This is a genomic window from Sphingomonas sp. CROZ-RG-20F-R02-07, from assembly GCF_022662335.1.
GTDB lineage: Bacteria > Pseudomonadota > Alphaproteobacteria > Sphingomonadales > Sphingomonadaceae > Sphingomonas.
This window is the reverse complement of record NZ_JAKNQJ010000001.1, coordinates 489046-511049: the sequence shown is the minus strand read 5'-3', so window position 1 is coordinate 511049 and position 22004 is coordinate 489046. Positions and strand designations below refer to the sequence as shown.

Sequence of the window (22004 nt, the reverse complement as noted above, 5' to 3'; positions counted from 1 at the left end):
CTAGCATGGTGCCCGCAGCCGCGCGACGAAAAAACCGTCCGTGCCGTCGCGCGCGGGATCGAGCCGGATACCCGGCCCATGAGTGCGCCCCGCGCCGAGTGCCAGCGGCTCCGCACGCCAGCCGGGATGGCCGTCGAGGAACATCGCCACCTGCCCCGCCCCCTCGGCATCCAGCAGCGAGCAGACGATATAGACGAGCGCGCCGCCGGGCTTCACGAGCGTGGCACCCACGCCGAGGATGTGCCGCTGCGTATCGCGCAACCGCGCGATACGATCGGGCGAGAGCCGCCAGCGCGCCTCGGGGTTGCGCCGCCAGGTGCCTGTGCCGGAACAGGGCGCATCGATCAGCACGCCGTCCGCCCGCGCCTGCCAATCCGTCAGCGCCTCGCGTTCGCGCTGCGGGTTCAGCAGCCGCGTTTCGACGATCGTCGTCTGCGCCCGCTCGGCGCGCGGCGCGAGCCGTTGCAGGCGGTTGCGGTCGACGTCGCAGGCGAGCAGCTTGCCCCGGCTCGCCATCGCCGCTGCGAGCGCCAGCGTCTTGCCGCCCGCACCGGCACAGAGATCGACGATGCGCTCACCCGGCTTGGCGTCCAGCGCCGCGGTCACGATCTGGCTGCCCTCGTCCTGCACCTCGATCGCGCCTTCGGCGAACAGCGGCAGCGCCTCGACGTTGGTTCCCGACGACAGTCGCAGCCCGTCGGGCGCGTGCGCCGTGGGCACCGCGTCGGCCAGCCCGGCCATCACGGCCTCGCGGGTGGTGACGAGCCGGTTGACGCGGATGTCGAGCGGTGCGCGATCGACCAGCGCAGGCATCGCGTCGCGCGGCAGCCCCGATGCGGTCAGCGCCTTCAGCAACCAGAGCGGCGCGACGCCGGCCTTGGCGCGCGGTTCCTCCGCGGTGATCGGCGCGGGGCAATGCGGCGCGCCGTCGAAGGCGGCGGCAAGACCGGGATCGCGATCGGCGAGCGCGACCAAAGCGGCACGGCCGCTTGCCGGCCGTTCGCCGGCATGGCGGACGGCGGCATAGACGAGTTCGCGCACCGCCCTGCGATCCTTCGACCCGGCATAGCGTCGCGTCGCGAAATAGCGCGCGATCAGCGTGTCCGCGGCCGCGCCGCGCTCGCGCGCGGCCGCGACGATGTCTTCGAGCAGGTCGATCGCGGCCTGCGCCCGTGCGCCGGGAGTCATGCGCGCGCGCGGGCGAAGTGGAGGAAGTGGAGGTGCTGGCGCGGTGTCTGGTTCGGCTCGATCATCGGCGCTTCCTCGCACATCGGGCCGGCATAGGACAGCCGTAAGGCGGCAGGCCTAGCGCGTCGGGTAGTTCGGCGCCTCGCGCGTGATCGTGACGTCGTGGACATGGCTTTCCTTCAGCCCGGCGCCGGTGATCCGCACGAACTGCGCGCGTTCCTGGAGCGCGGCGATCGTCTGCGATCCAGTATAGCCCATCGCCGCCTTGATCCCGCCGACGAGCTGGTGGATCACGTCGCGCGCCGGGCCCTTGAACGCCACCTGGCCTTCGATCCCCTCCGGCACCAGCTTCATCTGATCCTTGATGTCGCCCTGGAAATAACGGTCGGCCGAGCCCCGGCCCATCGCGCCGACGGAGCCCATGCCGCGATAGGATTTGTACGCGCGGCCCTGATAGAGGAACGTCTCGCCCGGCGCTTCCTCGGTGCCGGCCAGCAGCGAGCCGACCATGCAGGTCGATGCGCCCGCCGCCAGCGCCTTGGCGAGATCGCCCGAGGTGCGAAGGCCGCCATCGGCGATCACCGGAACGCCCGCCTTCTGCCCGGCTTCGGCACAATCCATCACCGCGGTGAGCTGCGGCACGCCCACGCCCGCCACCACGCGCGTGGTGCAGATCGAGCCCGGCCCGATCCCCACCTTGATCCCGTCGGCCCCCGCGCCGATCAGCGCGCGCGTCGCCTCGGCGGTGGCGACGTTGCCGGCGACGACCTGAACCGAGTTGGACAGCTTCTTCACGCGCTCCACCGCGCGCGCGACGTCGCGGTTATGGCCGTGCGCGGTGTCGATCACGATCAGGTCGCATTCGGCATCGACCAATGCCTCGGTGCGCGCAAAGCCCTTGTCGCCCACCGTCGTCGCGGCGGCCACGCGCAGCCGACCCGCGGCATCCTTGGTGGCGTCGGGATAGGTGACCGCCTTTTCCATGTCCTTCACGGTGACGAGCCCGACGCAGCGATAGGCATCGTCCACCACCAGCAGCTTTTCGATCCGGCGCTGGTGGAGCAGGCGCTTGGCCTCGTCCTGCCCGACGCCCACGCCGACCGTGACGAGATTGTCGTGAGTCATCAGCTCGCTGACCGGCTGCTTCGGGTTTTCGGCGAAGCGCACGTCGCGGTTGGTCAGGATGCCGACGAGGCGCCCGCCCGCTTCCACCACGGGAATGCCGCTGATCCGGTGACGCGCCATCAGCGCCTGCGCATCGGCCAAAGTCGCGGTCGGCAGGATGGTGATCGGGTTGACCACCATGCCGCTTTCGAACCGCTTCACCGCGCGCACCGCATCGACCTGTTCGGGAACTTCGAGATTGCGGTGCAACACGCCGATACCGCCCAGCTGCGCCATGACGATCGCCATGTCGGCTTCGGTCACCGTATCCATCGCCGACGACAGCACGGGGATGTTGAGCGCGATCCCGCGCGTCAGCATGGTCCGCGTGTCCGCCTGGCTCGGCAACACCTCGCTTTCCGCGGGCACCAGCAGGACGTCGTCGAAAGTGAGGCCGAGCCGAATGTCCATGGGTGCCGATTCTCTCGCGTGGGGGGAGCAAGTGGCGGGCCATGTAACCAGTGTGGCCGGCCGCGGCTAGTGGCGGGAGGCCGTTCCTGCTCGTGTTCCCCGCCCAAGGCCGGGGCCCAGGTGGGAAGCCGCTCATGGCGGGGGGGAGGCGCCCATCGCATGGTCCCCCAACCGGGCCCCGGCCTTCGCCGGGGAACGGTGCACTTAAACAAGCCCAGCCGCCGTTGGCCCTCGCTTTCGCCACCTGCTATATCGGCGCGACAATCACGGGGGAGTGCGCGATGACGTTCCTGATCTTCATGGCCGCCTTGGTCGTGCTGGTGCTGTTCTACCTGATGACCAGCATCAAGATCGTCAATCAGGGCTATCAATATACCATCGAGCATTTCGGCCGCTTCACCACGGTCGCGCGCCCCGGCTTCAATTTCTATCCCGCCTTTTTCTACCGCGTGGGGCGGCGGGTGAACATGATGGAGCAGGTGATCGACATTCCGGGGCAGGAGATCATCACCAAGGACAATGCGATGATCTCGACCGACGGCGTCGTGTTCTTCCAGGTGCTTGACGCCGCCAAGGCCGCATACGAGGTGTCGGACCTGTATCTCGCGCTGCTCCAGCTCACCACGACCAATCTGCGCACGGTGATGGGCTCGATGGACCTCGACGAGACGCTCTCGAAGCGCGACGAGATCAACGCTCGGCTGCTGAACGTGGTCGACCACGCGACGACGCCCTGGGGCGTGAAGATCACCCGCGTCGAGATCAAGGATATCCGCCCGCCCGCGGACATCGTGAACGCGATGGGCCGGCAGATGAAAGCGGAGCGCGAGAAGCGCGCCAACATCCTCGACGCCGAGGGTACGCGCGCCTCCGAGATCCTGCGCGCCGAGGGCCAGAAACAGGCACGTATCCTGGAGGCGGAGGGCCGCAAGGAATCCGCCTTCCGCGATGCCGAGGCGCGCGAGCGCGCGGCGGAAGCCGAGGCGAGCGCCACGCGCGCCGTTTCCGACGCGATCGAGGGCGGCAACACCCAGGCGATCAACTATTTCATCGCGCAGAAATATGTCGAGGCGATCGGCAAGTTCGCCACCAGCCCCAATGCCAAGACGATCCTCTTCCCCGTCGAGGCGACGCAATTGATGGGCACGCTGGGCGGCATCGGCGAGCTGGCGCGCGACGCGCTGAAGGTGACGCCGCCCGCCCCCGCCCCCGCCCCCGCCCCCGGCCCCGCCCCTGCTCCGTCGGCACCCGCCATTCGCCGGGGGCCGTTCGAGCAGAACCAATGACGCTCTGGGGCGTGGCGATCGGCGCGGCGGGCGTCTGGCTGACCGCCGCCATCCTGCTCGGCATCGCCGAGCTGGCGATACCGGGCGTGTTCCTCGTGTTTCTCGCCATCGCCGCGGCGATCACGGGGTTGGCGCTGCTGGCGCTCCCTGCCCTGCCCATCGCCGCGCAGATCGCCTCGTTCGCGGTGTGGAGCGCGGTGGCGGTGCTGATCGGCAAACGCTGGTATCGCGATTACCCGGTCGATGCGTCCGATCCGCTGCTGAACGATCGCGCGGCGCGGTTGATCGGGCAGGTGGTGAGCGTGGAGCGCGCGATCGCCGCGGATGGCGGGCGCGTGCGGGTCGGCGACGGATCGTGGCCGGCGCGCGGCGCGGCCGCGGCGACGGGCGCGCGGGTGCGGGTCGTGGGCATCGATGGTGGCACGCTGCTGGTCGAGTTGCTGCCCGAGATGGTTGAAGCGCCGCCCGCTTTGCCCTAGTCGCGGCGCACCGGTCCCGAGCAAGGCGCATCCATGACGGCCTCGATCGCGCTCGTCGACGACGATCGCAACATCCTCACCTCGGTATCGATCGCGCTCCAGACCGAGGGGTTCCTGACGCGCGTCTATTCGGACGGCGAGACGGCGCTGAAGGCATTGATCGACAACCCGCCCGATCTCGCCATCTTCGACGTGAAGATGCCGCGGATGGACGGGCTCGAACTGCTACGCCGCTTTCGCGAGAAGAGCCGCGTGCCCGTGATCTTCCTCACCAGCAAGGACGACGAGCTGGACGAGGCACTGGGGCTCGCGATGGGCGCGGACGATTATATCGCCAAGCCGTTTTCGCAGCGCCTGCTGATCGCACGGATCCGCGCCATCCTGCGCCGCGCGGAGCCCGTGCAGGCGGACGGCGCGGAGGGCGGCGGCGAGCCCGCCGGTCCGCTCATCCGTGGCCGACTCACGATGGACCCGGCCCGGCACCGCACCACCTGGGGCGATGTGCCGGTCACGTTGACGGTCACCGAATTCATGATCCTCGAGACGCTCGCGCAGCGGCCGGGCATCGTCAAGACGCGCAACCAGTTGATGGACGCGGCGTATCAGGACGACATCTATGTCGACGATCGCACCATCGACAGCCACATCAAGCGCCTGCGCCGCAAGTTCCGGCAGATCGACGGCGAATTCGACGCTATCGAGACACTCTATGGCGCGGGATACCGATTCTCCGAAGAGTGACGACCCGCTGAGCGAGGCGGCCGACCTCACGCTGCGCTGGTCGGGGCAGATCTCGCTCACCCGGCGCATCCTCGCGGTCAACATCCTGGCGCTGCTGCTGCTGGCGGGCGGGTTCTTCTATCTCGATTCCTACCGCAGCCGGATCGTGGACAGCCGGCTTGAACAGAGCGCGCGCGAGGCGCGGCTGATCGGCGAGGCGATCGCCTCGGTCGATCGCGACGAGCGCGACGCGCTGATCCTGCGGCTGGCGCGCGATACGGGCACGCGGATCCGGCTGTTCGATCCGGCCGGCAACGTCGTGGCGGACAGCCGCCTGCTCGGCATCCGCAACTTCGTGCTGCGCGATCCGGACCGTCAGCACTGGAACCAGGTCGCCGCGCGCTTTCTCGATGCGGCGATCGACACGATCGTCATCGCCCCGCGCCCACCCCTCTACCGCGAGCGCGCGGGCGGGCTGGACTGGCCCGACGTGCGAACGGCGCGGCAGCGCGGCAGCGTGGCGGCGACGGTGTGGCGCGCGCCCGATCGCACCCCCGTCATCACCGCCGCCGCGCCGCTGCCGCAGGGCGGCGTGGTGATGACCGCGGTGAACGCGCGCGACATCACCGAAACCGTGCGGATCGAACGCTTCCGGCTCAGCCTCGTGCTCGCGGTGGTGACCGTGCTCTCGATCCTCCTGTCGCTGTTCCTCGCGCGCACGATCGTCCGTCCGCTCCGCCGGCTGGCACGCGCCGCGGTCCGCGTGCGGCTGGGGCGCGCGCGCGAGGTGGTGGTGCCGCGCCTGCCCTCCCGCCGCGACGAACTCGGCATGCTTGCGCGGGCGCTGTCGGACATGAGCCTGGCGCTGCGGGCGCGGATCGATGCGACCGAAGCCTTCGCCGCCGACGTCACGCACGAGATGAAGAACCCGCTCGCCTCGCTCCGCTCCGCGGTCGAGGGGCTGGCGCATGTCAAGGATCCGGCGCTCCAGGAGCAATTGTTCGCCGTGGTCCGCGACGATGTCCGCCGGCTGGACCGGCTCATCACCGACATTTCGGAGGCGTCGCGGCTCGACGCGCAGCTCAGCCGCGCGAAGTTCGAGCCGGTGGATCTGGGCGCGCTGATCGCCGGGCTCGTGGCGCAACGCCATGCCCGCGGGGTGGAGCGCGGCATCCGCCTGCTGTTCGATCATCCCGTCGACGCCCAGCTCGTGACGATGGGCGAAGGCGCGCGGCTCGAACGCGTGTTCGAGAATCTGATCGACAACGCGCTGTCCTTTTCGCCCGACGGTGCGGTCGTCGCGATCCTCGGCACGCGCGAGCGCGGCGAGCTGGTGGTTCGGATCGACGACGAAGGACCGGGCGTTCCCGAAGACGCGCGCGAGGCGATCTTCCGCCGCTTCCAGTCGATCCGGCCCGAAAGCGAGGCGTTCGGCCAGCATTCGGGCCTGGGTCTCGCCATTGCGCGCACGATCGTCGACGGGCATCAGGGCTCGATCACCGTCGAATCGCGCGAGGATCGGCTGAGTGGCGCCCGCTTCGTCGTCAGGCTGGCGCTCGCGGCCCCACGCTGATCCCGAACGGAGCTTGCCCTTGGCCGCCATCTCCTCCGAAACGCTCCATGTCTCGACGGTCGCGATCGATGGCCGTGCCGTGCTGATCGAAGGACCGTCGGGATCGGGCAAATCCGATCTCGCGCTGCGCCTGATCGATCGGGGTGCGGTGCTCGTCAGCGACGATTATACGCTGCTGCTGCGGAGCGGCGCGCGGCTGGTGGCGCGCCCGCCCGAGACGATCGCGGGCAAACTGGAAATCCGCGGCCTCGGTATCGTCGCCGAGCCCTATGCCTCCGACGTTCCCGTCGCGTTGCTCGTCCGCCTCGAAACCCCGGTGCCGCGCATGCCCGAGCGGCGGGTACGGCGGATCGCGGGGATCGACGTGCGGCAGATCGCGATCGACCCCCATCCCGCCTCCGCCCCGATCCTCGTCGAGCGTGCGCTGCTGCAGGAGCCCGCCACATGATCGCCGAACGCAAGGACATCCTGCTCGTCACCGGCATGTCGGGCGCGGGCAAATCCACCGTGCTGAAGACGCTGGAGGATATCGGCTGGGAAGTGGTCGACAATCTGCCGCTCGAATTGCTCGACCGGCTGCTCGACGCCCCTCTGCCCGCCACCGCGGCCGACGCCGCGCAGCCGCTGGCGCTGGGGATCGGCGCGCGCACCCGCGATTTCGATCCCGCCCGGATCGTGCAGCGCATCCGCAACCTGCGCGAGCGCCATGGGCTGGAGGTCGGCACGCTGTTCCTCGATTGCGCGGGCAGCGAGCTGGAGCGCCGCTATTCCGAGACTCGCCGCCGCCATCCGCTCGCGCCCGATCGCCCGGCAAGCGACGGGATCGCGCGCGAACGCGAATTGCTGAGCCCGCTGCGCGATTTCGCCAACCGGCTGATCGACACCACCAGCCTGGCCGCCAACGAACTGGCGCAGCAGGTCCGCGCCACCTTCGCCGGCGAGGAACGGGGCGCGCCGACGCTGTCGGTCATGTCGTTCGGCTTCGCCCGCGGCGTGCCGCGAAACGCCGATCTGGTGTTCGACATGCGCTTCCTGCGCAATCCGCATTGGGATCCCATGCTGCGACCCGGCACCGGGCTCGACGCCGATGTCGCCGCCTATGTCGCGGCCGATCCCGCCTATGAGGCGGCGGTCGGGCGGATCGAGGAGCTGCTGCTGCTGCTGCTCCCGCGCTACCGCGCCGAGGGAAAATCCTATGTGACGGTGGCGTTCGGCTGTACCGGGGGGAGACACCGCTCGGTCCATGTGACCGACCGCGTCGCGCGGCGGTTGCGCGACGCGGGATTTTCGCCCACGGTTGCGCATCGCGACCTGGGGGCGGCGCCGCAGGACTCGCTGGAAGGATCGCCGGTCGAGCCAAGATGAGGGATATGCGTTCGCGATGATCGGCCTGGTGCTGGTGACCCATGGGCGGCTCGCCGAGGAATTCGTGACCGCGATGGTGCACGTCGTCGGCCCGCAGGAGCGGATCGCGACGATCGCCATCGGCCCCGATGACGATATGGAGAGCCGCCGTGCGGATATCGCCGCCGCGATCGAGGCGGTGGATATCGGCCGCGGCGTGATCGTGCTGACGGATCTGTTCGGCGGGACGCCGTCCAATCTGGCCATTTCGCTGATGGAGCGCGGCCGGGTCGAGGTGATCGCGGGCATGAACCTGCCGATGCTGATCCGGCTCGGCTCCGCGCGCAAGGCGATGAAGGTGGTCGATGCGGTCGCCGCCGCGCGCGAGGCGGGGCGGAAATATATCTCCGTCGCCTCCGAGGTGCTGGGCGAGGCGGCGGCGTGAGCGAGGTCGCGCGTGCGGTCCGCATCGCCAACCGCCGCGGCCTGCACGCCCGCGCCAGCGCCAAGTTCGTCACGCTTGCCGCCACCCAGCCCTGCGAGATCACCGTCGTGAAGGACGGCTCGGGCCATGTCACCGGCACGTCGATCATGGGGCTGATGATGCTGGGCGCGGCGATGGGCGACACGATCACGATCAGCGCGAACGGCGATGGCGCCGAGGGCGCGGTGACCGCACTGTGCGATCTGGTGGAAGCCAAGTTCGGCGAGGATTGAGCGCGATGCCGCGGGAGATCACCGCCTATTCCAACCCGCTCGTCAAGCGCGTGCGGGCGCTGCGCGACAAGAAGGGCCGGCGCGAACAGGGCCAGTTCCTGGCCGAGGGGCTGCGCATCCTGACCGAGGCGCGCGAGGCCGGGCGCGTCCCGCGCGTGCTGTTCTATGCCGCCGCCAGCGCGGGCCATGCGCTGGTGTGGGAATTGGTGAAGGGCGTCGAGGCGAGCGACGGCGAGGCGATCGAGACGACGCCCGCGATCCTCGCCCAGCTCTCGGGCAAGGACAATCCACAGGCGGTGGTCGGCGTGTTCGACGAATTCGCCTTGACGCTGGACGATCTCGACCGGTCGCGCGCGGCGATCTGGCTGGTGGCGGAGCGGCTGCGCGATCCGGGCAATCTCGGCACGATCCTGCGCACCGGCGATGCGGTCGGCGCGGGCGCGCTGATCCTGATCGGCGAATGCGCTGACCCGTTCGGCGTGGAAGCGGTGCGCGCCAGCATGGGCGCACTGTTCACCGTGCCCGTGGTGCGCTGTGGCTGGGAGGACTTCCTCGTGTGGCTACGCCGTGGCGCGGGGCAGCTCGTCGGGCTGAGCCTGCAGACCAACACCGATTATCGCGCTGCGCGTTACGCCGCCCCCACCTTTCTGCTGACGGGCAACGAGGCCCAGGGCATGCCGGCGGACTATGCCGAAGCCTGCGACCTGCTCGTCAAGCTGCCCATGCACGGCAAGGCCGACAGCCTGAACGCGGCCGTCGCGACCGCGGTGATGGCCTATGAGGTGCTGGCGCGGGATCTGGTTTAGGGCACGATGACATCGGCTTGATCGGAGCACGAATCCGTTCGTGCCGAGCTTGTCGAAGCAGGCTCTCCGCGCTCGCGCTTTCGCATTGGGAACAGGCCCTTCGACAAGCTCAGCGCGAACGGATCAAAGTAACGTCATCGAACTGCAATTCGACATGGGACCCCCATCGGCGCGTTGCCCGCTGGCGCCGTCCATGGTCACTCCCGCTAGCTCTCCCCCTCACCCGCCGCGATCAGCGCCGGCGCGTCGCCATAGCGCGCCAGCGCCTCCACCGGGGCGACGTCGTCGATCTCGCGCGCGCCGGTGTCGATGTTGAGGTCGCGGAACTTGCGCGCGGTCACCAGGGTGCGGCTTTCGAAGCTGCTGACGAAGCTGTTGTAATTGTTGACCGCGCTCGTCAGGCCACCGCCAACCTTGCGCAGGTCGCCCGCCGCCTTGGCCAGCCGCTCGTAGAGCTCCTTGCCGAGCGCGCCGATGTCCTGCGCCTGTTTCGCCATCTTCTCCTGACGCCATACCGCATCGACGGTGCGCGCGATCGCGATCAGGTTGGTGGGGGTGGCGAGCAGCACGCGCTTTTCGAAGGCGAAATCCCACAGGGTGGGATCATGTTCGAGTGCGGCGGAGAGGAAATGTTCGCCCGGCACGAACATGATGACGTAGTCGGGCGCATCCTTGAACTGGTTCCAATAGGCCTTGTTGCCGAGGCCGTTGACGTGTGCGCGCATCGAGGCGGCGTGCGCGGTCAGGCCGCGTGCGCGCTCCTCCTCGTCGACTGCGCCGAACGCGTCCTGATAGGCGTTGAGCGATACCTTGGCATCGATCACCAGGCTGCGGCCGCCGGGCACGCGGACGATCGCGTCGGGGCGCAGCCGCTGGCCGTCCTCCACCGCGACGCTCACCTCGGTCTGGAAATCGGTATGTTCGGACAGGCCGCAGGTCTCGAGCACGTTCTTCAACTGCTGCTCGCCCCAGCGCCCGCGCGACTTGGGGGCGTTGCGCAGCGAGTTGACGAGCTTGGCGGCCTCGCTCGACACCTTCTCCTGGCCGATGCGCATCTGCTCGATCTGGCCCTTCAGATCGCCGAACGCGTCGCGGCGATCCGCCTCGACCTTGCCGACCGCCTCCTCGTAGCGCTGAAGCCGGTCGCTGACCGGCTGGAGCATCGATTTGAGGTTCTGGCCCGACACCTCTTCGGACTGGCGGAAGCGGGCTTCGGCACGTTCGAGGAACTGCGCCTGCGCGGTTTCGAGCGCGCGGGCGGCGGCGGCGCCGAACTGCGCGGTCATCGCGTCGCGCGCCTCCTTCAGTTCGGCGAGCGTGGCCTGGTGCGCGGCGTGGCGCGCCTCGCCCTGCGCGCGCAGGCTCGCCAGCTCCTGCAAGGCAGCGTTGCGTTCGCGCTCGACGGCGTCGCGGGCGGTGCGCATCAGTTCGGCATCGCCCGCCCGGGCGCGTGCGACGGCGAGTTCGCTCGCGAGCGCGGTGCCGCGGCGCGAGGCCACCAGCCAGCCGGCGAGCAGGCCGATCGCGAGCGCGAGAAGCGCGACGAGGATCAGTTCCACCGATCGCCCCCGGCGAAGTGGGCGAAGGTGATACGCACGAGGAAAAGCCAGGACATGGGCGGAACATAGATCGAACGATCGGGATAGAACAGCGCCATTTTCATGAGGCCCTGCCGATCGCCCGCCATCACCCCAGGCGGCGGGCCTTCGCCAGCTTTTTCAACAACATGTCGCGTTTTAGCTTCGAGACATGGTCGATGAACAGCACGCCGTCGCAATGATCGATCTCGTGCTGCATGCAGGTGGCGAGCAGCCCGTCCATCTCCTCCTCGCGGGACTCGCCCGTGCCGTCGAGCCAGCGGACGCGGCAGCGCGCCGGGCGCGCCACCTCGGCATATTGTTCGGGGATGGACAGGCAGCCCTCGTTATAGGTCGACAGCTCCTCGCTCACCTCGAGGATCTCGGGGTTCACATAGGCACGCGGATCGCGGACGGGCTTGCCCTCCTCGTCCTCGCGCTCCTGCAGATCGATGACGACGACGCGCTTGGCGACGCCCACCTGGATCGCGGCGAGGCCGATCCCCTTGGCGTCGTACATCGTGTCGGTCATGTCGGCGATCAGCCGGCGGACATCGTCGTCCACCGTCTCGACGGGGAGGGAGAGCGCACGCAGGCGCGGATCGGGGATCTCGACGATGGGAAGAACGGCCATGCGCGCGCTGCTAGGGGAAGCGCGGCGTCGGCGTCAAGCAGAGGGAGGACGTCAAGCGAGCGGGGCTCACGCCACCGGGCGCCGGGCGCGGAGCGCCTGCGCCAGCGTGCCCTCGTCGAGATAATCGAGCTCGCCGCCGACCGGCAGGCCGTGCGCGAGCTGGGTGACACGGATGGGGAAACGCTCGATCCGGTCGGCGATGTAATGCGCCGTCGTCTGCCCTTCCAGCGTGGCGTTCATGGCGAGCACCACCTCGTCGATCCCGCCCGCCTCAATCCGGCGGACGAGCGCGTCGATCGCGAGATCCTCGGGCCGGATGCCCTCCAGCGCGGAAAGCCGGCCGCCCAGCACATGATAACGCCCCGGGAACAGCCGCGAACGGTCGAGCGCCCACAAGTCCGCCACCTCCTCCACCACGCAGAGCGACCGCTGGTCGCGGCGCGGATCGGCGCACACCGCACACGGGTTGGCAGTGTCGACATTGCCGCAGGTTGCGCAGGTGACAAGCCGTTCGTCCACCGCGGCGAGCGCGGCGAGCAACGGCCCCAAGGCACCCTCGCGCTTCTTGAGCAGATGGAGCACCGCGCGCCGCGCCGAACGCGGCCCGAGCCCGGGAAGACGCGCGAGCGCCTGGGTCAATGTCTCGATCTCGGGGGAGGCCATCGGAGAACAGATAGGGGGTTGCGCGGCTGCCCGCCAGCGTGTTCGAGGGGGCGATGCGCATCATCTTCATGGGAACGCCCGACTTCGCGGTGCCGACGCTCGACGCGCTCGTCGCGGCCGGGCATTCGGTGGTGGCCGCCTATAGCCAGCCGCCGCGGCCGGGCGGGCGGCGCGGGCGCGAGCTGGTGGCCTCCCCGGTGCAGCGCCGCGCCGAGGCGCTGGGCATCCCGGTGCGAACGCCGGAGCGGCTGCGTTCGCCCGACGAGCAGGCCGCGTTCGCGGCGCTGGATGCCGATGTCGCCGTGGTGGCCGCCTATGGGCTGATCCTGCCGCGCGCGGTGCTGGAGGCGCCGCGGCTCGGCTGCCTCAACGTCCATGGCTCGCTGCTGCCGCGCTGGCGCGGGGCGGCGCCGGTGCAGCGCGCGATCCTGGCGGGCGATGCGGAGACGGGCGTGGGGATCATGCAGATGGAGGCCGGGCTCGACACCGGCCCGGTGCGGCTGGAGCGGCGCACGGCCGTGGCGGGGAAGACCGCGGGCGCGCTGACCGACGAACTCGCGCGGCTGGGCGCCGAGGCGATGGTCGCGGTGCTGGCAAATCCCGATGCCTATCCGCCGATCGCGCAACCGGAGGACGGCGTCACCTATGCCGCCAAGATCGACAAGGCGGAGGCGCGGCTGGACTTCACCACGGACGCCGTAACGGTGGAGCGGCAGGTCCGCGCCTTCGCGCCGGTGCCGGGAGCGTTTTTCGAATTCGGCGGGGAGCGGGTGAAGGTGCTGGCGGCGGAGATCGTCGCATTGTCGGATCGTTCCCCGGCGGAGGCCGGGGCCCAGTTGGGCGGGGGTGGCGCTTCATCCCCACTGGACCCCGGCCTTAGCCGGGGAACGGAAGATGGGGGTGCGGCGGGCATTGTGCTCGACGATCGGCTCACCATCGCCTGCGGCTCGGGCGCGATCCGGCCGGTGACGGTGCAGCGCGCGGGCCGCGGCATCGCCAGCGCGGCGGACCTGCTGCGCGGCTTCGCCATTCCGGCGGGCACCCGGCTTTGACGCGCTATGCGCTGACGATCGAATATGACGGCCGCCCCTTTGCCGGGTGGCAACGCCAGGCCAGCGCGCCCAGCGTGCAGCAGGCGCTTGAGGAGGCGGCATTCGCGATGACCGGCGAGCGGGTCGCCGTGCACGCCGCCGGGCGCACCGATGCGGGCGTCCACGCGCTGGCGATGCGCGCGCATCTGGATCTGACGGCGGAGGTGGCACCGTTCCGGCTGATGGAGGCGCTGAACGCGCTCGTCCGGCCCGCCCCCGTCGCGGTCACCGATTGCGTGGTGGTGGCCGACGACTGGCATGCGCGCTTCTCGTGCGTCGGCCGCGCCTATGAATACAGAATCGCGAACCGCCGCGCGCCGCTCGCGATCGATGCGGGCTTCGCGTGGCGCGTGCCGCAGCCGCTCGACGCGGCGGCGATGGCGCAGGCCGCGACCGCGCTGATCGGGCGCCACGACTTCACCACGTTCCGCGCCGCGCATTGCCAGGCGGACAGCCCGGTGCGCACGCTCGACCGGCTGGAGGTGACTCGCGACGGCTACCGCGTGATCGTGCGCGCGGCGGCGCGGTCGTTCCTCCATCATCAGGTGCGATCGATGGTCGGCTGCCTCGCGCTCGTCGGCATGGGGCGCTGGGCGGTGGGCGACATGGCCGCGGCGCTGCAGGCGCGCGACCGGGCGCGGCTGGGGCTGAACGCGCCGCCCGACGGGCTGTTCTTCGTGGACGCTATCTACTGAACCGCGCCGCCAGCTCGACATGGGTAGACCAGCGGAACTGGCCGACCGGCCGGATCCAGTCGATCCGCCAGCCGCCCTCGACCAGCATCCGGGCATCGCGCGCGAAGCTCGCCGGGTTGCACGAGACATAGGCGATCGCCCCGGTGGCGGACGCGGCCAGTGCCGGCATCTGCTCGCGCGCACCCGCGCGCGGCGGATCGAGCACCACCGCACCGAACCGATCGAGCTCGGCGACGGTCAGCGGGCGGCGGTAGAGGTCGCGATATTCGGGGAAGACTAGTCGCCCGGCGCGCGCGGCGGCGGCCTTCAGCGCCATCGTCGCTTCGCGGCCGCCCTCCGCCGCATAGATCTTGCCCGGCAGCGCGAGCGCGAACGTGCCGAGGCCGGCGAACAGGTCCGCGACGACGGTGGCGCCCCCCACCGCCTCGCGCACCGCGGCGACCAGCGCTGCCTCGCCCTCTTCGGTGGCCTGAAGAAACGCGGCGTGCGGCAACGGAACGGCCACGCCGCTCAGCGTGATCGTCACCGCCTCGGGCTCCCAGCGCGTCTCGGGCCCCTGCCCGTCGTCCACCGCGAAGCGCGCGACCGCGTGGCGCTCGCAAAAGGCGATGATCGCTTCGGCCGCGTCGAGCCCTTCGGCGGCAAGGCCGGTGACGAGGATGTCCGGCCCCTGATCCGCGCGCGTCAGATGGACCTCGCCGCGCCGGCGGAAGCGCAGCCGCTTCAGCAGCCCGCGCAACGGCGCGACCAGCGCGAAGAGATCGGCCGCGAGGACATGGCATTCGGCGAGATCGACGATCGCGTGGCTGCGCGCCTCGGCGAACCCGATCCGCACCTGCCCGCCCTTGCCCTCCGCATGGAGCGTCGCGCGGCGGCGGGTACGCGGGGGCGAGAGCTGCGCGGGCGCGATCGGCGCGGCCAGCCCCTGCCCGTCCAGCACGCTCGCGATCCGGTCGACGACGAAGGCGGCATAGGCGGCGTCGTCGAGATGCTGCAACTGGCACCCGCCACAGGTCGGGAAGTGGCGGCAGGGGGGCGCCTGGTGGTGCGGGCCGGCGATCACCACGCCGTCGACGGTCAGCGTGTCCCCGGGCGCGGCGAGGATGGCGTGGCGGCCGTCATCGGACACGCCTTCGCCGCGTTCGGAAACGCGCAGGATCGTCGCAGTCATGCTCGGGTCCCTTCGGGGGCGAGGGCGGCGCGCGCGGGGGTCAGCGCGGCGGCGAGGTCGTCCGCGACGAACGCCCGGCCGCAGCGGCGCGCGGCGGCACCATGGAGCCACACCGCGGCACCGGCGGCCTCGAACGGCGCCATGCCGCTCGCCAGCATCGCCGCGACGATCCCGACGAGCACGTCGCCGCTGCCAGCGGTCGAAAGCCAGTCGTTGGCGTCGCGCGCCGCTGTCACGCGGCCGTCGGGCGCGGCGATCACGGTGTCGGCGCCCTTGAAGACCACGACCGCGTCCGACCGGCGCGCGGCATCGCGGGCGCGGGCGATCTTGTCGGCGTGCGCCGGGCCGAACAGTGCGGCGAACTCGCCGGCGTGCGGGGTGAGGATCACGGGGGCGCCGTGACGGGCGAGCGTCGCGGGATCGGTGAGGTGGAGCGCGTCGCCGTCCACCACGATCGGCCGGCCCGCCGCGAGCGCCTGCGCGAGCTTCGCGCGCGCGCCCTCGTCGCGGCCGAGGCCGGGGCCGATCGCGATCGCGCCGACGCGGGGATCGGTCAGCGCCCGGTCGGTCAGCGGTTTCCGGACGAGCGCGTGGGGCCATCCCTGCGTCTCGCCCAGCAGCGCGACATAGCCTGCGCCGCTGCGCATCGCGGCCATGCTCGCGAGTTCGGCCGCACCCGCCATCGTGCCTGCCACCACCGCGACCATGCCGCGGGTGTATTTGTGCGAATCAGGACCGGGCTCGGGCAGCGTGGGCGCCGCAAGCACGGCGGCGTCGCTCGCGGTGGCCACGCCGATGTCGAGGATGCGGACGTGCCGCGAATGGCGTGCGGCGGGCTGGAGGACATGCGACGGCTTGGCCGCGCCGAGCGCGAGCGTCACGTCGAACAGCGGCGGTTCGGTAACGACCGCGCCGCTGTCGGTATCGACGCCGCTCGGCAGGTCGACCGCGATGGTGAGCGTCGCGGCAGCGGCGAGCGCGTGGAGGATCTCGCCCACCGGGCGCTCCCCGGCGGAGGCCGGGGCCCAGTCGGGAAGGTCGTGGTGAGAGCCATCAACGTCCCCCATCTGGGCCCCGGCCCTCGCCGGGGAACGGCAATTCCCCAACGGCCGCGTCAGCCCGGTGCCGAACAGCGCATCCACCAGCACCGGCGCGGGCACGGCGTCGGCCAGCGGCTCGACCGGTCCGTCCCACCCCGCCCGCGCGCGGATCGCCGCATCGCTCCTGGGCGCCGCGAGCGCCGCCACGCGCACCGGGTGCCCCGCCGCCTTCAGCGCCGCCGCCGCGACATAGCCGTCGCCGCCATTGTTGCCCGGCCCGCACAGCACCAGCACCGCGCGGTCGCCCGCGAGCCGCCGCACCGCCACGGCGATGGCCGCCCCGGCGCGCGCCATCAGCGTATCGACGGTGACGCCGCCCGTCATCGCCCCATCCTCCGCCGCGCGCATCGCGGCGGCGGTGAGGATCGGCCGGCCGTCGATCCGGATCATTTGGCGGTCGCACCCTTCACCGTCGCGGGCAGCCGATATCGGTCCGCACCGATCGCCACCTCGATCTCGGCGGGGCCGCGCACCGTCACCTTCGCGGGCTCGGCACCGTCCGCCGCGATCACGCCGCGGCCGTCGCGCGTGACCAGCAGGCGGTGGAAACCGCCATCGGCATTGCGCACCGTCAGTTCGAGCCCGTGATCGCCCTGGAGCTGGTCGACGGTGCAGGTGTGCGCCATGGCGGCATCGCCATGCGCGCACGCGATCCGGCCGTCGTCCGCGGCCTCGGTCTGCTGGTTCGCCTCCGCCGCCGCCAGTGCGCGGTTGTCGGGCCGGGTGGCCGTGCCGCAGGCGGCGAGCGACAGGGCGAGCGCCAGCGCGCTAGATATCCGCATAGACATGGGTTTCGGCGGCGGCTCCGGGGTGCGTGACCGCCCCCTTGTAGGCCGGGCCGACCGTCTTCGCATAGCGCCAGAGTGCACCCGCCTGATAATCGTTGGTGCGGGGCAACCAGGCGGCGCGGCGGGCGGCGAGCACGTCCTCGTCCACCAGCAGGTCGATCACGCCCTGTTCGGCGTCGATCCGGATCCGGTCGCCGTCCTCGACCAGCGCGATCGGGCCGCCATCGGCCGCCTCGGGTCCGACATGGCCGATGCAGAAGCCGCGCGTGCCGCCCGAGAAGCGCCCGTCGGTGACCAGCGCGACCTTCTCGCCCAGCCCCAGCCCATAGAGCGCCGCGGTGGTCGACAGCATCTCGCGCATGCCGGGCCCGCCCTTCGGTCCCTCGTAGCGGATCACGATCACCGCGCCCTCCGCGATGTCGCGGGCCTCGACGGCGGCGAACGTGTCCTCCTCGCAATCGAAGACCCGCGCCGGCCCCTCGAACACCAGCCGCTGCATGCCCGCCACCTTCACGATCGCGCCATCGGGCGCCAGGCTGCCGCGCAGGCCGACGACGCCGCCGGTGGGGGTGATCGGCGTCTTGACGTCGTAGATCACCTTCTGGTCGGGATTCCACGTCACCCGGTCGATATTCTCGGCGAGCGTCTTCCCCGTCACCGTCATGCAGTCGCCATGGAGGAAGCCGCCCGCCATCAGCGTCTTCATCAGCATATAGACGCCGCCCGCCTCGTACATGTCCTTGGCGACATAGCGGCCGCCCGGTTTCAGGTCGGCGATATAGGGCGTGGTCTTGAAGATCTCGGCCACGTCGAACAGGTCAAAATCGATCCCCGCCTCGTTCGCCATCGCCGGCAGATGGAGCGCGCCGTTGGTCGAGCCACCCGTCGCCGCCACCACGCGCGCGGCGTTCTCGAACGCGTCGCGGGTGCAGATGTCGCGTGGGCGGATTTGCGCTTCGACCAACGCCATGACCTGCTCGCCCGCCGCCACCGCGATCCCGGCGCGGTCGACGAAGGGCGCCGGCATCATGTTCGAATTGGGCAGCGACAGCCCGATCGCCTCGCCCACGCACGCCATGGTGTTGGCGGTGAACTGGCCGCCGCACGCGCCGTGGCCGGGGCACGCGACCTTTTCCAGCGCGATCAGCTCCTTCAGCGGGCAATTGCCCGCGGCGTGCTGGCCGACCGCCTCGAACACGTCGACCACGGTCACGTCCTTGTCGTGAAACCGGCCCGGCAGGATCGATCCGCCATAGACGAAGATCGACGGCACGTTCAGCCGCAGCATCGCCATCATCATGCCCGGCAGCGACTTGTCGCAGCCCGCAAAGCCGACCAGCGCGTCATAGCAATGGCCGCGCACCGACAGCTCGACCGAATCGGCGATCACCTCGCGGCTGACGAGGCTGGACTTCATGCCCTGATGGCCCATCGCGATCCCGTCGGTGACGGTGATGGTGTTGAACCGCCGCGGCATTCCGCCGCCGGCGATCACGCCCGCCTGCGCCGCATCGGCCTGCGCATCGAGCGTGGTGTTGCACGGCGCCGAATTGTTGCCCGCGCTCGCCAGCCCGACGAAGGGCTTGGCGATGTCCTCCTCGGTGATGCCCATCGCGTAATAATAGCTGCGATGCGGCGCGCGTTCGGGGCCCACCGACACGTGACGGCTGGGCAGGCGGGATTTGTCGAAGTTACGGATCATGACGACAGCCTATTGCGTCGGCCGGGTCGCCCACGCAACCCTGTTGCGTATCACCGCGCGCAAAGGCCTAGAGCGAGTCGAGCGCCTTGGCCACGCCGTCCATCGTGAACGGCTTGTGGAGCTTGGGCCGATCGGCATGATGGCCCAGATCCGAATCCGCGCTGCCCCCGGTGGCGAAGACGAAGGGGATGCCCAGCTCGGCCAGCCGGTCCGCGATGGGCGCGCTCTTCTCGCCGCCGCGCAGATTGACGTCGAGGATCGCGGCATCGATCCCGCCCGCGTCGATCAGCGCCAGCGCCGACTGCACGCTATCCGCCGAACCCGCGACCTGACGATCGAGCACGTCGAGGAAATCCTCGAGCATCATGGCGATCAGGGGTTCATCCTCGACAATGAGGATACGCGAAGGCGATGTCATCACCGTCCCTTTGGCAATGTTCGCGGTTTGAGCCAAGGAAATTGTGCGATATTGATCTCGATCAGCAATCGCTATGACCGGCTCAACGCCCCGCCAGCACGTCACGCGCGGCCTCGGCGAGCTGCTGCACCGAAAAGGGTTTGGGCAGGAACGCGACATTGTCGAGATCGATCGACTTGCGGAGCTGTTCCTCGGCATAGCCCGACATGAACAGGATCGGCAGATCGGGATAGCGCGTGCGCACCTCGCGCACCATCGTCGGCCCGTCCATCAGCGGCATCACCACGTCGCTGATGAGCAGATCGGGCCGACCGCTCGTCTCGAGCAGCGCCAGCGCCGCCTCGCCATTGGCGGCGGTCAGCACGCTATAGCCCTGCCGGGTCAGCGCGCGCTCGGCCACCGCGCGGACCATGTCCTCGTCCTCGACCAGCAGGATCGTGCCCGTGCCCCAAAGCTCGGCGGGCTTGGCGGTGCCGCGCACCGGCGCCGACCGCGCCGCCGCGACGGGCGCGGCATGGACGGGCAGGTACATCGTGAACACCGCCCCTTGCCCCGGCGGCGATTCGGCGAAGATATAGCCGCCCGACTGTTTGACGATGCCGTAGACGGTGGAGAGGCCGAGCCCGGTGCCCTTGCCCACCTCCTTGGTGGTGAAGAACGGCTCGAAGATCTTGGGCAGGATCTCGGGCGCGATCCCGGTGCCGCTGTCGGCCACGACGAGCGCGGTATAGTCCGCCACCGGCATGATGTCCGACGCCATCTGCCGCACCTCGGCGGACGACACCGCGCGGGTGGTGATCGAAAGCGTGCCGCCGCCCCGGGCGGTCGCCACCATCGCGTCGCGCGCGTTCACCGCCAGGTTCACCACCACCTGTTCGAGCTGCCCCGGATCGGCGCGCACCGGCCCCAGGCTGCGGCCGTGGCTGACGTCCAGCCGCACCGTCTCGCCCATCAGGCGCTTCAACAGGTTCGACACCTCCGACACCACGTCGGGCAGTTGCAGCACCTGCGGACGCAGCGTCTGCTGCCGGCTGAACGCGAGCAACTGGCGCGTGAGGCTGGCCGCGCGGTTCGAATTGGTGCGGATCTGCTGGATGTCGTCATAATCGCTGTCGCCGGGCGAATGGCGCATCATCATCAGGTCGCAGTGCCCGATGATGGCGGTGAGGATATTGTTGAAATCATGCGCGACGCCGCCCGCGAGCTGGCCGACCGCCTGCATCTTGGTCGCCTGCGCCACTTCGCGCTTCAGCCGCGATTCCTCGCTATTGTCCTTCAGCGACAGCAGCACCGCGGCATCGCCCAGCCCGCGCGCGCCTGCGATCGTCAGCGCCACCGGCTCGTCGGGATGGCCCTTCAGGCGGATCGCCATATCGGTGGTGTGGGCAGCACCACTCGCGAAGCGGCGGATCGCATCGGCCACCGCGGCCTTGTCCTCGCGCACCACCAGATCGCCGGGATAGAGCGGCGGCTGCTGCGAATCGACGCCGGCGGCGCGCTGGAACGAATCGTTCATCTGGAGGAAGCGCCCGTCGCGATCGACCAGCGCCATGCCGAACGGCATGAGGCTGACGAGGCTGCGGACATGCGCCGCCGCGCTGGTGCCGATCGCGGGGGTGCCCTCGGCATCGTCGAGCAGCGCGACCAGCATCGGCGCGTCGACTGCGTCGCTGCCGCTCGGCACCTGGAGCACGCGTAGCGGCGTGCCGTCCAGCCCCTCGCGCTCGAAGCGGATCAGCCCGCGGCTGTCGGTGACGAGCAGATGCGCGAAGTCGCGTCCCTCGATCCGCCCCCCTTCGCCCACGGCGCGCACGCCCAGCACGCGGTTCGCGGCCTGGACGCTGCCGTCGGGCGCGATCAGCGCCGCCATGATCCCCGCCGCGCCCAGCCGGTCGCCCGTACCCTCGCCGAGCAGGGTGGCGAGCGTCTCGACGCCGTCGAACCGCCGTGCGACCGCAAAGCGCCACACCAGCAGATCGGCCTCCTCGCCCGCACGCACCACCGTGAGCGAGAGCGGCGTGCCGCCCGTCACCAGCCCATCGGCCGCCGCCTCGCCGTCGCGCCACGCCGCGCGGCCGACCTGGCCGAGCACCGCCACGCCCGCCTCGCCGAGCGGCAGGCCGGGCGGCGTAGGATAGCCGTCGAACAGCGCGGCATAGCGGTCGTTCGCACACACCAGCCGGCCGGCGCGATCCGTCACCGCCACCGCATCGACGCTGGCCCCGGCGAGCGCGTGCGCGAAGCTCCAGTCGATCGTTCCGCGCTCGGGCCGGGCGGCGGGCGCCACGCGTGTCCAGGCGATCGCCCCCGCCCCGGCGACGATGCCGGCGGCGAGGAAACACGCCGCGAACGCCACGCTGCCGACCGCCCACAGCACCAGCAGCGCGGCGGCGAGGCCGCCGCCGACGGCCACCAGCGCCGCCGAGCGGACCGGCGTCAGGGCGGTGGTGGTGGGAAGCGATGCCATCGCCGCCGGT

General features: G+C 70.6%; 22 protein-coding genes. 11 read left to right on the top strand and 11 right to left on the bottom strand.

Annotated elements, in window-relative coordinates; translation table 11 throughout:
• Together L8H00_RS02580 and guaB are read right to left on the bottom strand one after the other, a co-directional pair.
• Positions 1 to 1188: an RsmB/NOP family class I SAM-dependent RNA methyltransferase gene (locus L8H00_RS02580; protein WP_242095654.1), complete on the bottom strand. Its 1188-nt coding sequence runs from the start codon at positions 1186 to 1188 to the stop codon at positions 1 to 3.
• Between the two features lie 117 nt (positions 1189 to 1305).
• Positions 1306 to 2763 carry an IMP dehydrogenase gene (gene guaB / locus L8H00_RS02575; RefSeq protein ID WP_242095653.1) on the bottom strand — a complete coding sequence of 486 codons (1458 nt, stop codon included), beginning with the start codon at positions 2761 to 2763 and terminating at the stop codon, positions 1306 to 1308.
• Positions 2764 to 3044: 281 nt separating this feature from the next.
• On the opposite strand from guaB, the gene L8H00_RS02570 reads away from it, so the two are divergent.
• The 9 genes from L8H00_RS02570 to L8H00_RS02530 are packed head-to-tail and all read left to right on the top strand — an operon-like array spanning position 3045 to position 9688.
• Complete coding sequence (locus tag L8H00_RS02570) at positions 3045 to 4049, top strand: SPFH domain-containing protein (RefSeq protein WP_242095652.1); 1005 nt, start codon at positions 3045 to 3047, stop codon at positions 4047 to 4049.
• Positions 4046 to 4528 (top strand): NfeD family protein, encoded by a 483-nt coding sequence (locus L8H00_RS02565; protein ID WP_242095651.1) that lies wholly within the window; start codon positions 4046 to 4048, stop codon positions 4526 to 4528. Before L8H00_RS02570 ends, L8H00_RS02565 begins: the two co-directional genes overlap by 4 nt.
• 33 nt (positions 4529 to 4561) lie before the next feature.
• Complete coding sequence (locus tag L8H00_RS02560) at positions 4562 to 5269, top strand: response regulator transcription factor (RefSeq protein WP_242095650.1); 708 nt, start codon at positions 4562 to 4564, stop codon at positions 5267 to 5269.
• Entirely contained in the window at positions 5238 to 6821 is a 1584-nt protein-coding gene (locus L8H00_RS02555; protein ID WP_242095649.1) for a stimulus-sensing domain-containing protein, read from the top strand. The genes L8H00_RS02560 and L8H00_RS02555 overlap by 32 nt, the downstream gene beginning before the upstream one ends.
• A 13-nt stretch (positions 6822 to 6834) precedes the next feature.
• Positions 6835 to 7269, top strand: coding sequence for an aldolase (locus L8H00_RS02550; RefSeq protein ID WP_242095648.1), 435 nt, complete (start codon positions 6835 to 6837; stop codon positions 7267 to 7269).
• Complete coding sequence (gene rapZ, locus L8H00_RS02545; protein WP_242095647.1) at positions 7266 to 8186, top strand: RNase adapter RapZ; 921 nt, start codon at positions 7266 to 7268, stop codon at positions 8184 to 8186. The genes L8H00_RS02550 and rapZ overlap by 4 nt, the downstream gene beginning before the upstream one ends.
• A gap of 16 nt (positions 8187 to 8202) precedes the next feature.
• A complete protein-coding gene (locus tag L8H00_RS02540) occupies positions 8203 to 8610 on the top strand; it encodes a PTS sugar transporter subunit IIA (RefSeq protein ID WP_242095646.1) in 408 nt (135 codons plus the stop codon).
• Positions 8607 to 8882 carry an HPr family phosphocarrier protein gene (locus tag L8H00_RS02535; RefSeq protein WP_242095645.1) on the top strand — a complete coding sequence of 92 codons (276 nt, stop codon included), beginning with the start codon at positions 8607 to 8609 and terminating at the stop codon, positions 8880 to 8882. The genes L8H00_RS02540 and L8H00_RS02535 overlap by 4 nt, the downstream gene beginning before the upstream one ends.
• Before the next feature lie 5 nt (positions 8883 to 8887).
• Positions 8888 to 9688 (top strand): RNA methyltransferase, encoded by an 801-nt coding sequence (locus L8H00_RS02530; RefSeq protein ID WP_242095644.1) that lies wholly within the window; start codon positions 8888 to 8890, stop codon positions 9686 to 9688.
• A gap of 206 nt (positions 9689 to 9894) precedes the next feature.
• Here the strand turns inward: L8H00_RS02530 and rmuC are convergent, their stop codons facing one another.
• The 3 genes from rmuC to recR form a co-directional block, all read right to left on the bottom strand.
• Positions 9895 to 11247, bottom strand: coding sequence for a DNA recombination protein RmuC (gene rmuC, locus L8H00_RS02525; protein WP_242095643.1), 1353 nt, complete (start codon positions 11245 to 11247; stop codon positions 9895 to 9897).
• A gap of 127 nt (positions 11248 to 11374) precedes the next feature.
• On the bottom strand, positions 11375 to 11899 hold the full coding sequence (gene def, locus L8H00_RS02520; RefSeq protein WP_242095642.1) for a peptide deformylase: 525 nt from the start codon (positions 11897 to 11899) through the stop codon (positions 11375 to 11377).
• Positions 11900 to 11965: 66 nt separating this feature from the next.
• Positions 11966 to 12562 carry a recombination mediator RecR gene (recR, locus tag L8H00_RS02515; protein ID WP_242095641.1) on the bottom strand — a complete coding sequence of 199 codons (597 nt, stop codon included), beginning with the start codon at positions 12560 to 12562 and terminating at the stop codon, positions 11966 to 11968.
• 53 nt (positions 12563 to 12615) lie between these two features.
• On the opposite strand from recR, the gene fmt reads away from it, so the two are divergent.
• Positions 12616 to 13614 carry a methionyl-tRNA formyltransferase gene (gene fmt / locus L8H00_RS02510; protein WP_242095640.1) on the top strand — a complete coding sequence of 333 codons (999 nt, stop codon included), beginning with the start codon at positions 12616 to 12618 and terminating at the stop codon, positions 13612 to 13614.
• Positions 13611 to 14348 (top strand): tRNA pseudouridine(38-40) synthase TruA, encoded by a 738-nt coding sequence (gene truA, locus L8H00_RS02505; protein WP_242095639.1) that lies wholly within the window; start codon positions 13611 to 13613, stop codon positions 14346 to 14348. The genes fmt and truA overlap by 4 nt, the downstream gene beginning before the upstream one ends.
• On the opposite strand, the gene L8H00_RS02500 is transcribed toward truA, so the two are convergent.
• The 6 genes from L8H00_RS02500 to L8H00_RS02475 form a co-directional block, all read right to left on the bottom strand.
• Positions 14338 to 15519, bottom strand: a complete 1182-nt coding sequence (locus tag L8H00_RS02500; protein ID WP_242095638.1) for a class I SAM-dependent RNA methyltransferase — start codon at positions 15517 to 15519, stop codon at positions 14338 to 14340. The two genes, truA and L8H00_RS02500, sit on opposite strands and share 11 nt — an antisense overlap.
• Entirely contained in the window at positions 15516 to 17009 is a 1494-nt protein-coding gene (locus L8H00_RS02495; protein ID WP_242095637.1) for an NAD(P)H-hydrate dehydratase, read from the bottom strand. Before L8H00_RS02495 ends, L8H00_RS02500 begins: the two co-directional genes overlap by 4 nt.
• Positions 17006 to 17407, bottom strand: a complete 402-nt coding sequence (locus L8H00_RS02490; protein WP_242095636.1) for a hypothetical protein — start codon at positions 17405 to 17407, stop codon at positions 17006 to 17008. The genes L8H00_RS02495 and L8H00_RS02490 overlap by 4 nt, the downstream gene beginning before the upstream one ends.
• A complete protein-coding gene (gene ilvD / locus L8H00_RS02485) occupies positions 17388 to 19109 on the bottom strand; it encodes a dihydroxy-acid dehydratase (protein WP_242095635.1) in 1722 nt (573 codons plus the stop codon). The genes L8H00_RS02490 and ilvD overlap by 20 nt, the downstream gene beginning before the upstream one ends.
• Before the next feature lie 67 nt (positions 19110 to 19176).
• Positions 19177 to 19527, bottom strand: a complete 351-nt coding sequence (locus tag L8H00_RS02480) for a response regulator (RefSeq protein WP_242095634.1) — start codon at positions 19525 to 19527, stop codon at positions 19177 to 19179.
• 82 nt (positions 19528 to 19609) lie between these two features.
• Entirely contained in the window at positions 19610 to 21994 is a 2385-nt protein-coding gene (locus L8H00_RS02475) for a response regulator (protein WP_242095633.1), read from the bottom strand.
• Positions 21995 to 22004: the final 10 nt, after the last annotated feature.

Excerpts from the sequence above, each read along its gene's own strand:
- L8H00_RS02580 (WP_242095654.1), bottom strand. The coding sequence starts at position 1,188 with ATGACTCCCGGCGCACGGGCGCAGGCCGCGATCGACCTGCTCGAAGAC.
- guaB (WP_242095653.1), bottom strand. The coding sequence starts at position 2,763 with ATGGACATTCGGCTCGGCCTCACTTTCGACGACGTCCTGCTGGTGCCC.
- L8H00_RS02570 (WP_242095652.1), top strand. The coding sequence starts at position 3,045 with ATGACGTTCCTGATCTTCATGGCCGCCTTGGTCGTGCTGGTGCTGTTC.
- L8H00_RS02565 (WP_242095651.1), top strand. The coding sequence starts at position 4,046 with ATGACGCTCTGGGGCGTGGCGATCGGCGCGGCGGGCGTCTGGCTGACC.
- L8H00_RS02560 (WP_242095650.1), top strand. The coding sequence starts at position 4,562 with ATGACGGCCTCGATCGCGCTCGTCGACGACGATCGCAACATCCTCACC.
- L8H00_RS02555 (WP_242095649.1), top strand. The coding sequence starts at position 5,238 with ATGGCGCGGGATACCGATTCTCCGAAGAGTGACGACCCGCTGAGCGAG.
- rapZ (WP_242095647.1), top strand. The coding sequence starts at position 7,266 with ATGATCGCCGAACGCAAGGACATCCTGCTCGTCACCGGCATGTCGGGC.
- L8H00_RS02540 (WP_242095646.1), top strand. The coding sequence starts at position 8,203 with ATGATCGGCCTGGTGCTGGTGACCCATGGGCGGCTCGCCGAGGAATTC.
- L8H00_RS02530 (WP_242095644.1), top strand. The coding sequence starts at position 8,888 with ATGCCGCGGGAGATCACCGCCTATTCCAACCCGCTCGTCAAGCGCGTG.
- def (WP_242095642.1), bottom strand. The coding sequence starts at position 11,899 with ATGGCCGTTCTTCCCATCGTCGAGATCCCCGATCCGCGCCTGCGTGCG.
- recR (WP_242095641.1), bottom strand. The coding sequence starts at position 12,562 with ATGGCCTCCCCCGAGATCGAGACATTGACCCAGGCGCTCGCGCGTCTT.
- fmt (WP_242095640.1), top strand. The coding sequence starts at position 12,616 with ATGCGCATCATCTTCATGGGAACGCCCGACTTCGCGGTGCCGACGCTC.
- L8H00_RS02500 (WP_242095638.1), bottom strand. The coding sequence starts at position 15,519 with ATGACTGCGACGATCCTGCGCGTTTCCGAACGCGGCGAAGGCGTGTCC.
- L8H00_RS02495 (WP_242095637.1), bottom strand. The coding sequence starts at position 17,009 with ATGATCCGGATCGACGGCCGGCCGATCCTCACCGCCGCCGCGATGCGC.
- L8H00_RS02490 (WP_242095636.1), bottom strand. The coding sequence starts at position 17,407 with ATGTCTATGCGGATATCTAGCGCGCTGGCGCTCGCCCTGTCGCTCGCC.
- ilvD (WP_242095635.1), bottom strand. The coding sequence starts at position 19,109 with ATGATCCGTAACTTCGACAAATCCCGCCTGCCCAGCCGTCACGTGTCG.
- L8H00_RS02480 (WP_242095634.1), bottom strand. The coding sequence starts at position 19,527 with ATGACATCGCCTTCGCGTATCCTCATTGTCGAGGATGAACCCCTGATC.
- L8H00_RS02475 (WP_242095633.1), bottom strand. The coding sequence starts at position 21,994 with ATGGCATCGCTTCCCACCACCACCGCCCTGACGCCGGTCCGCTCGGCG.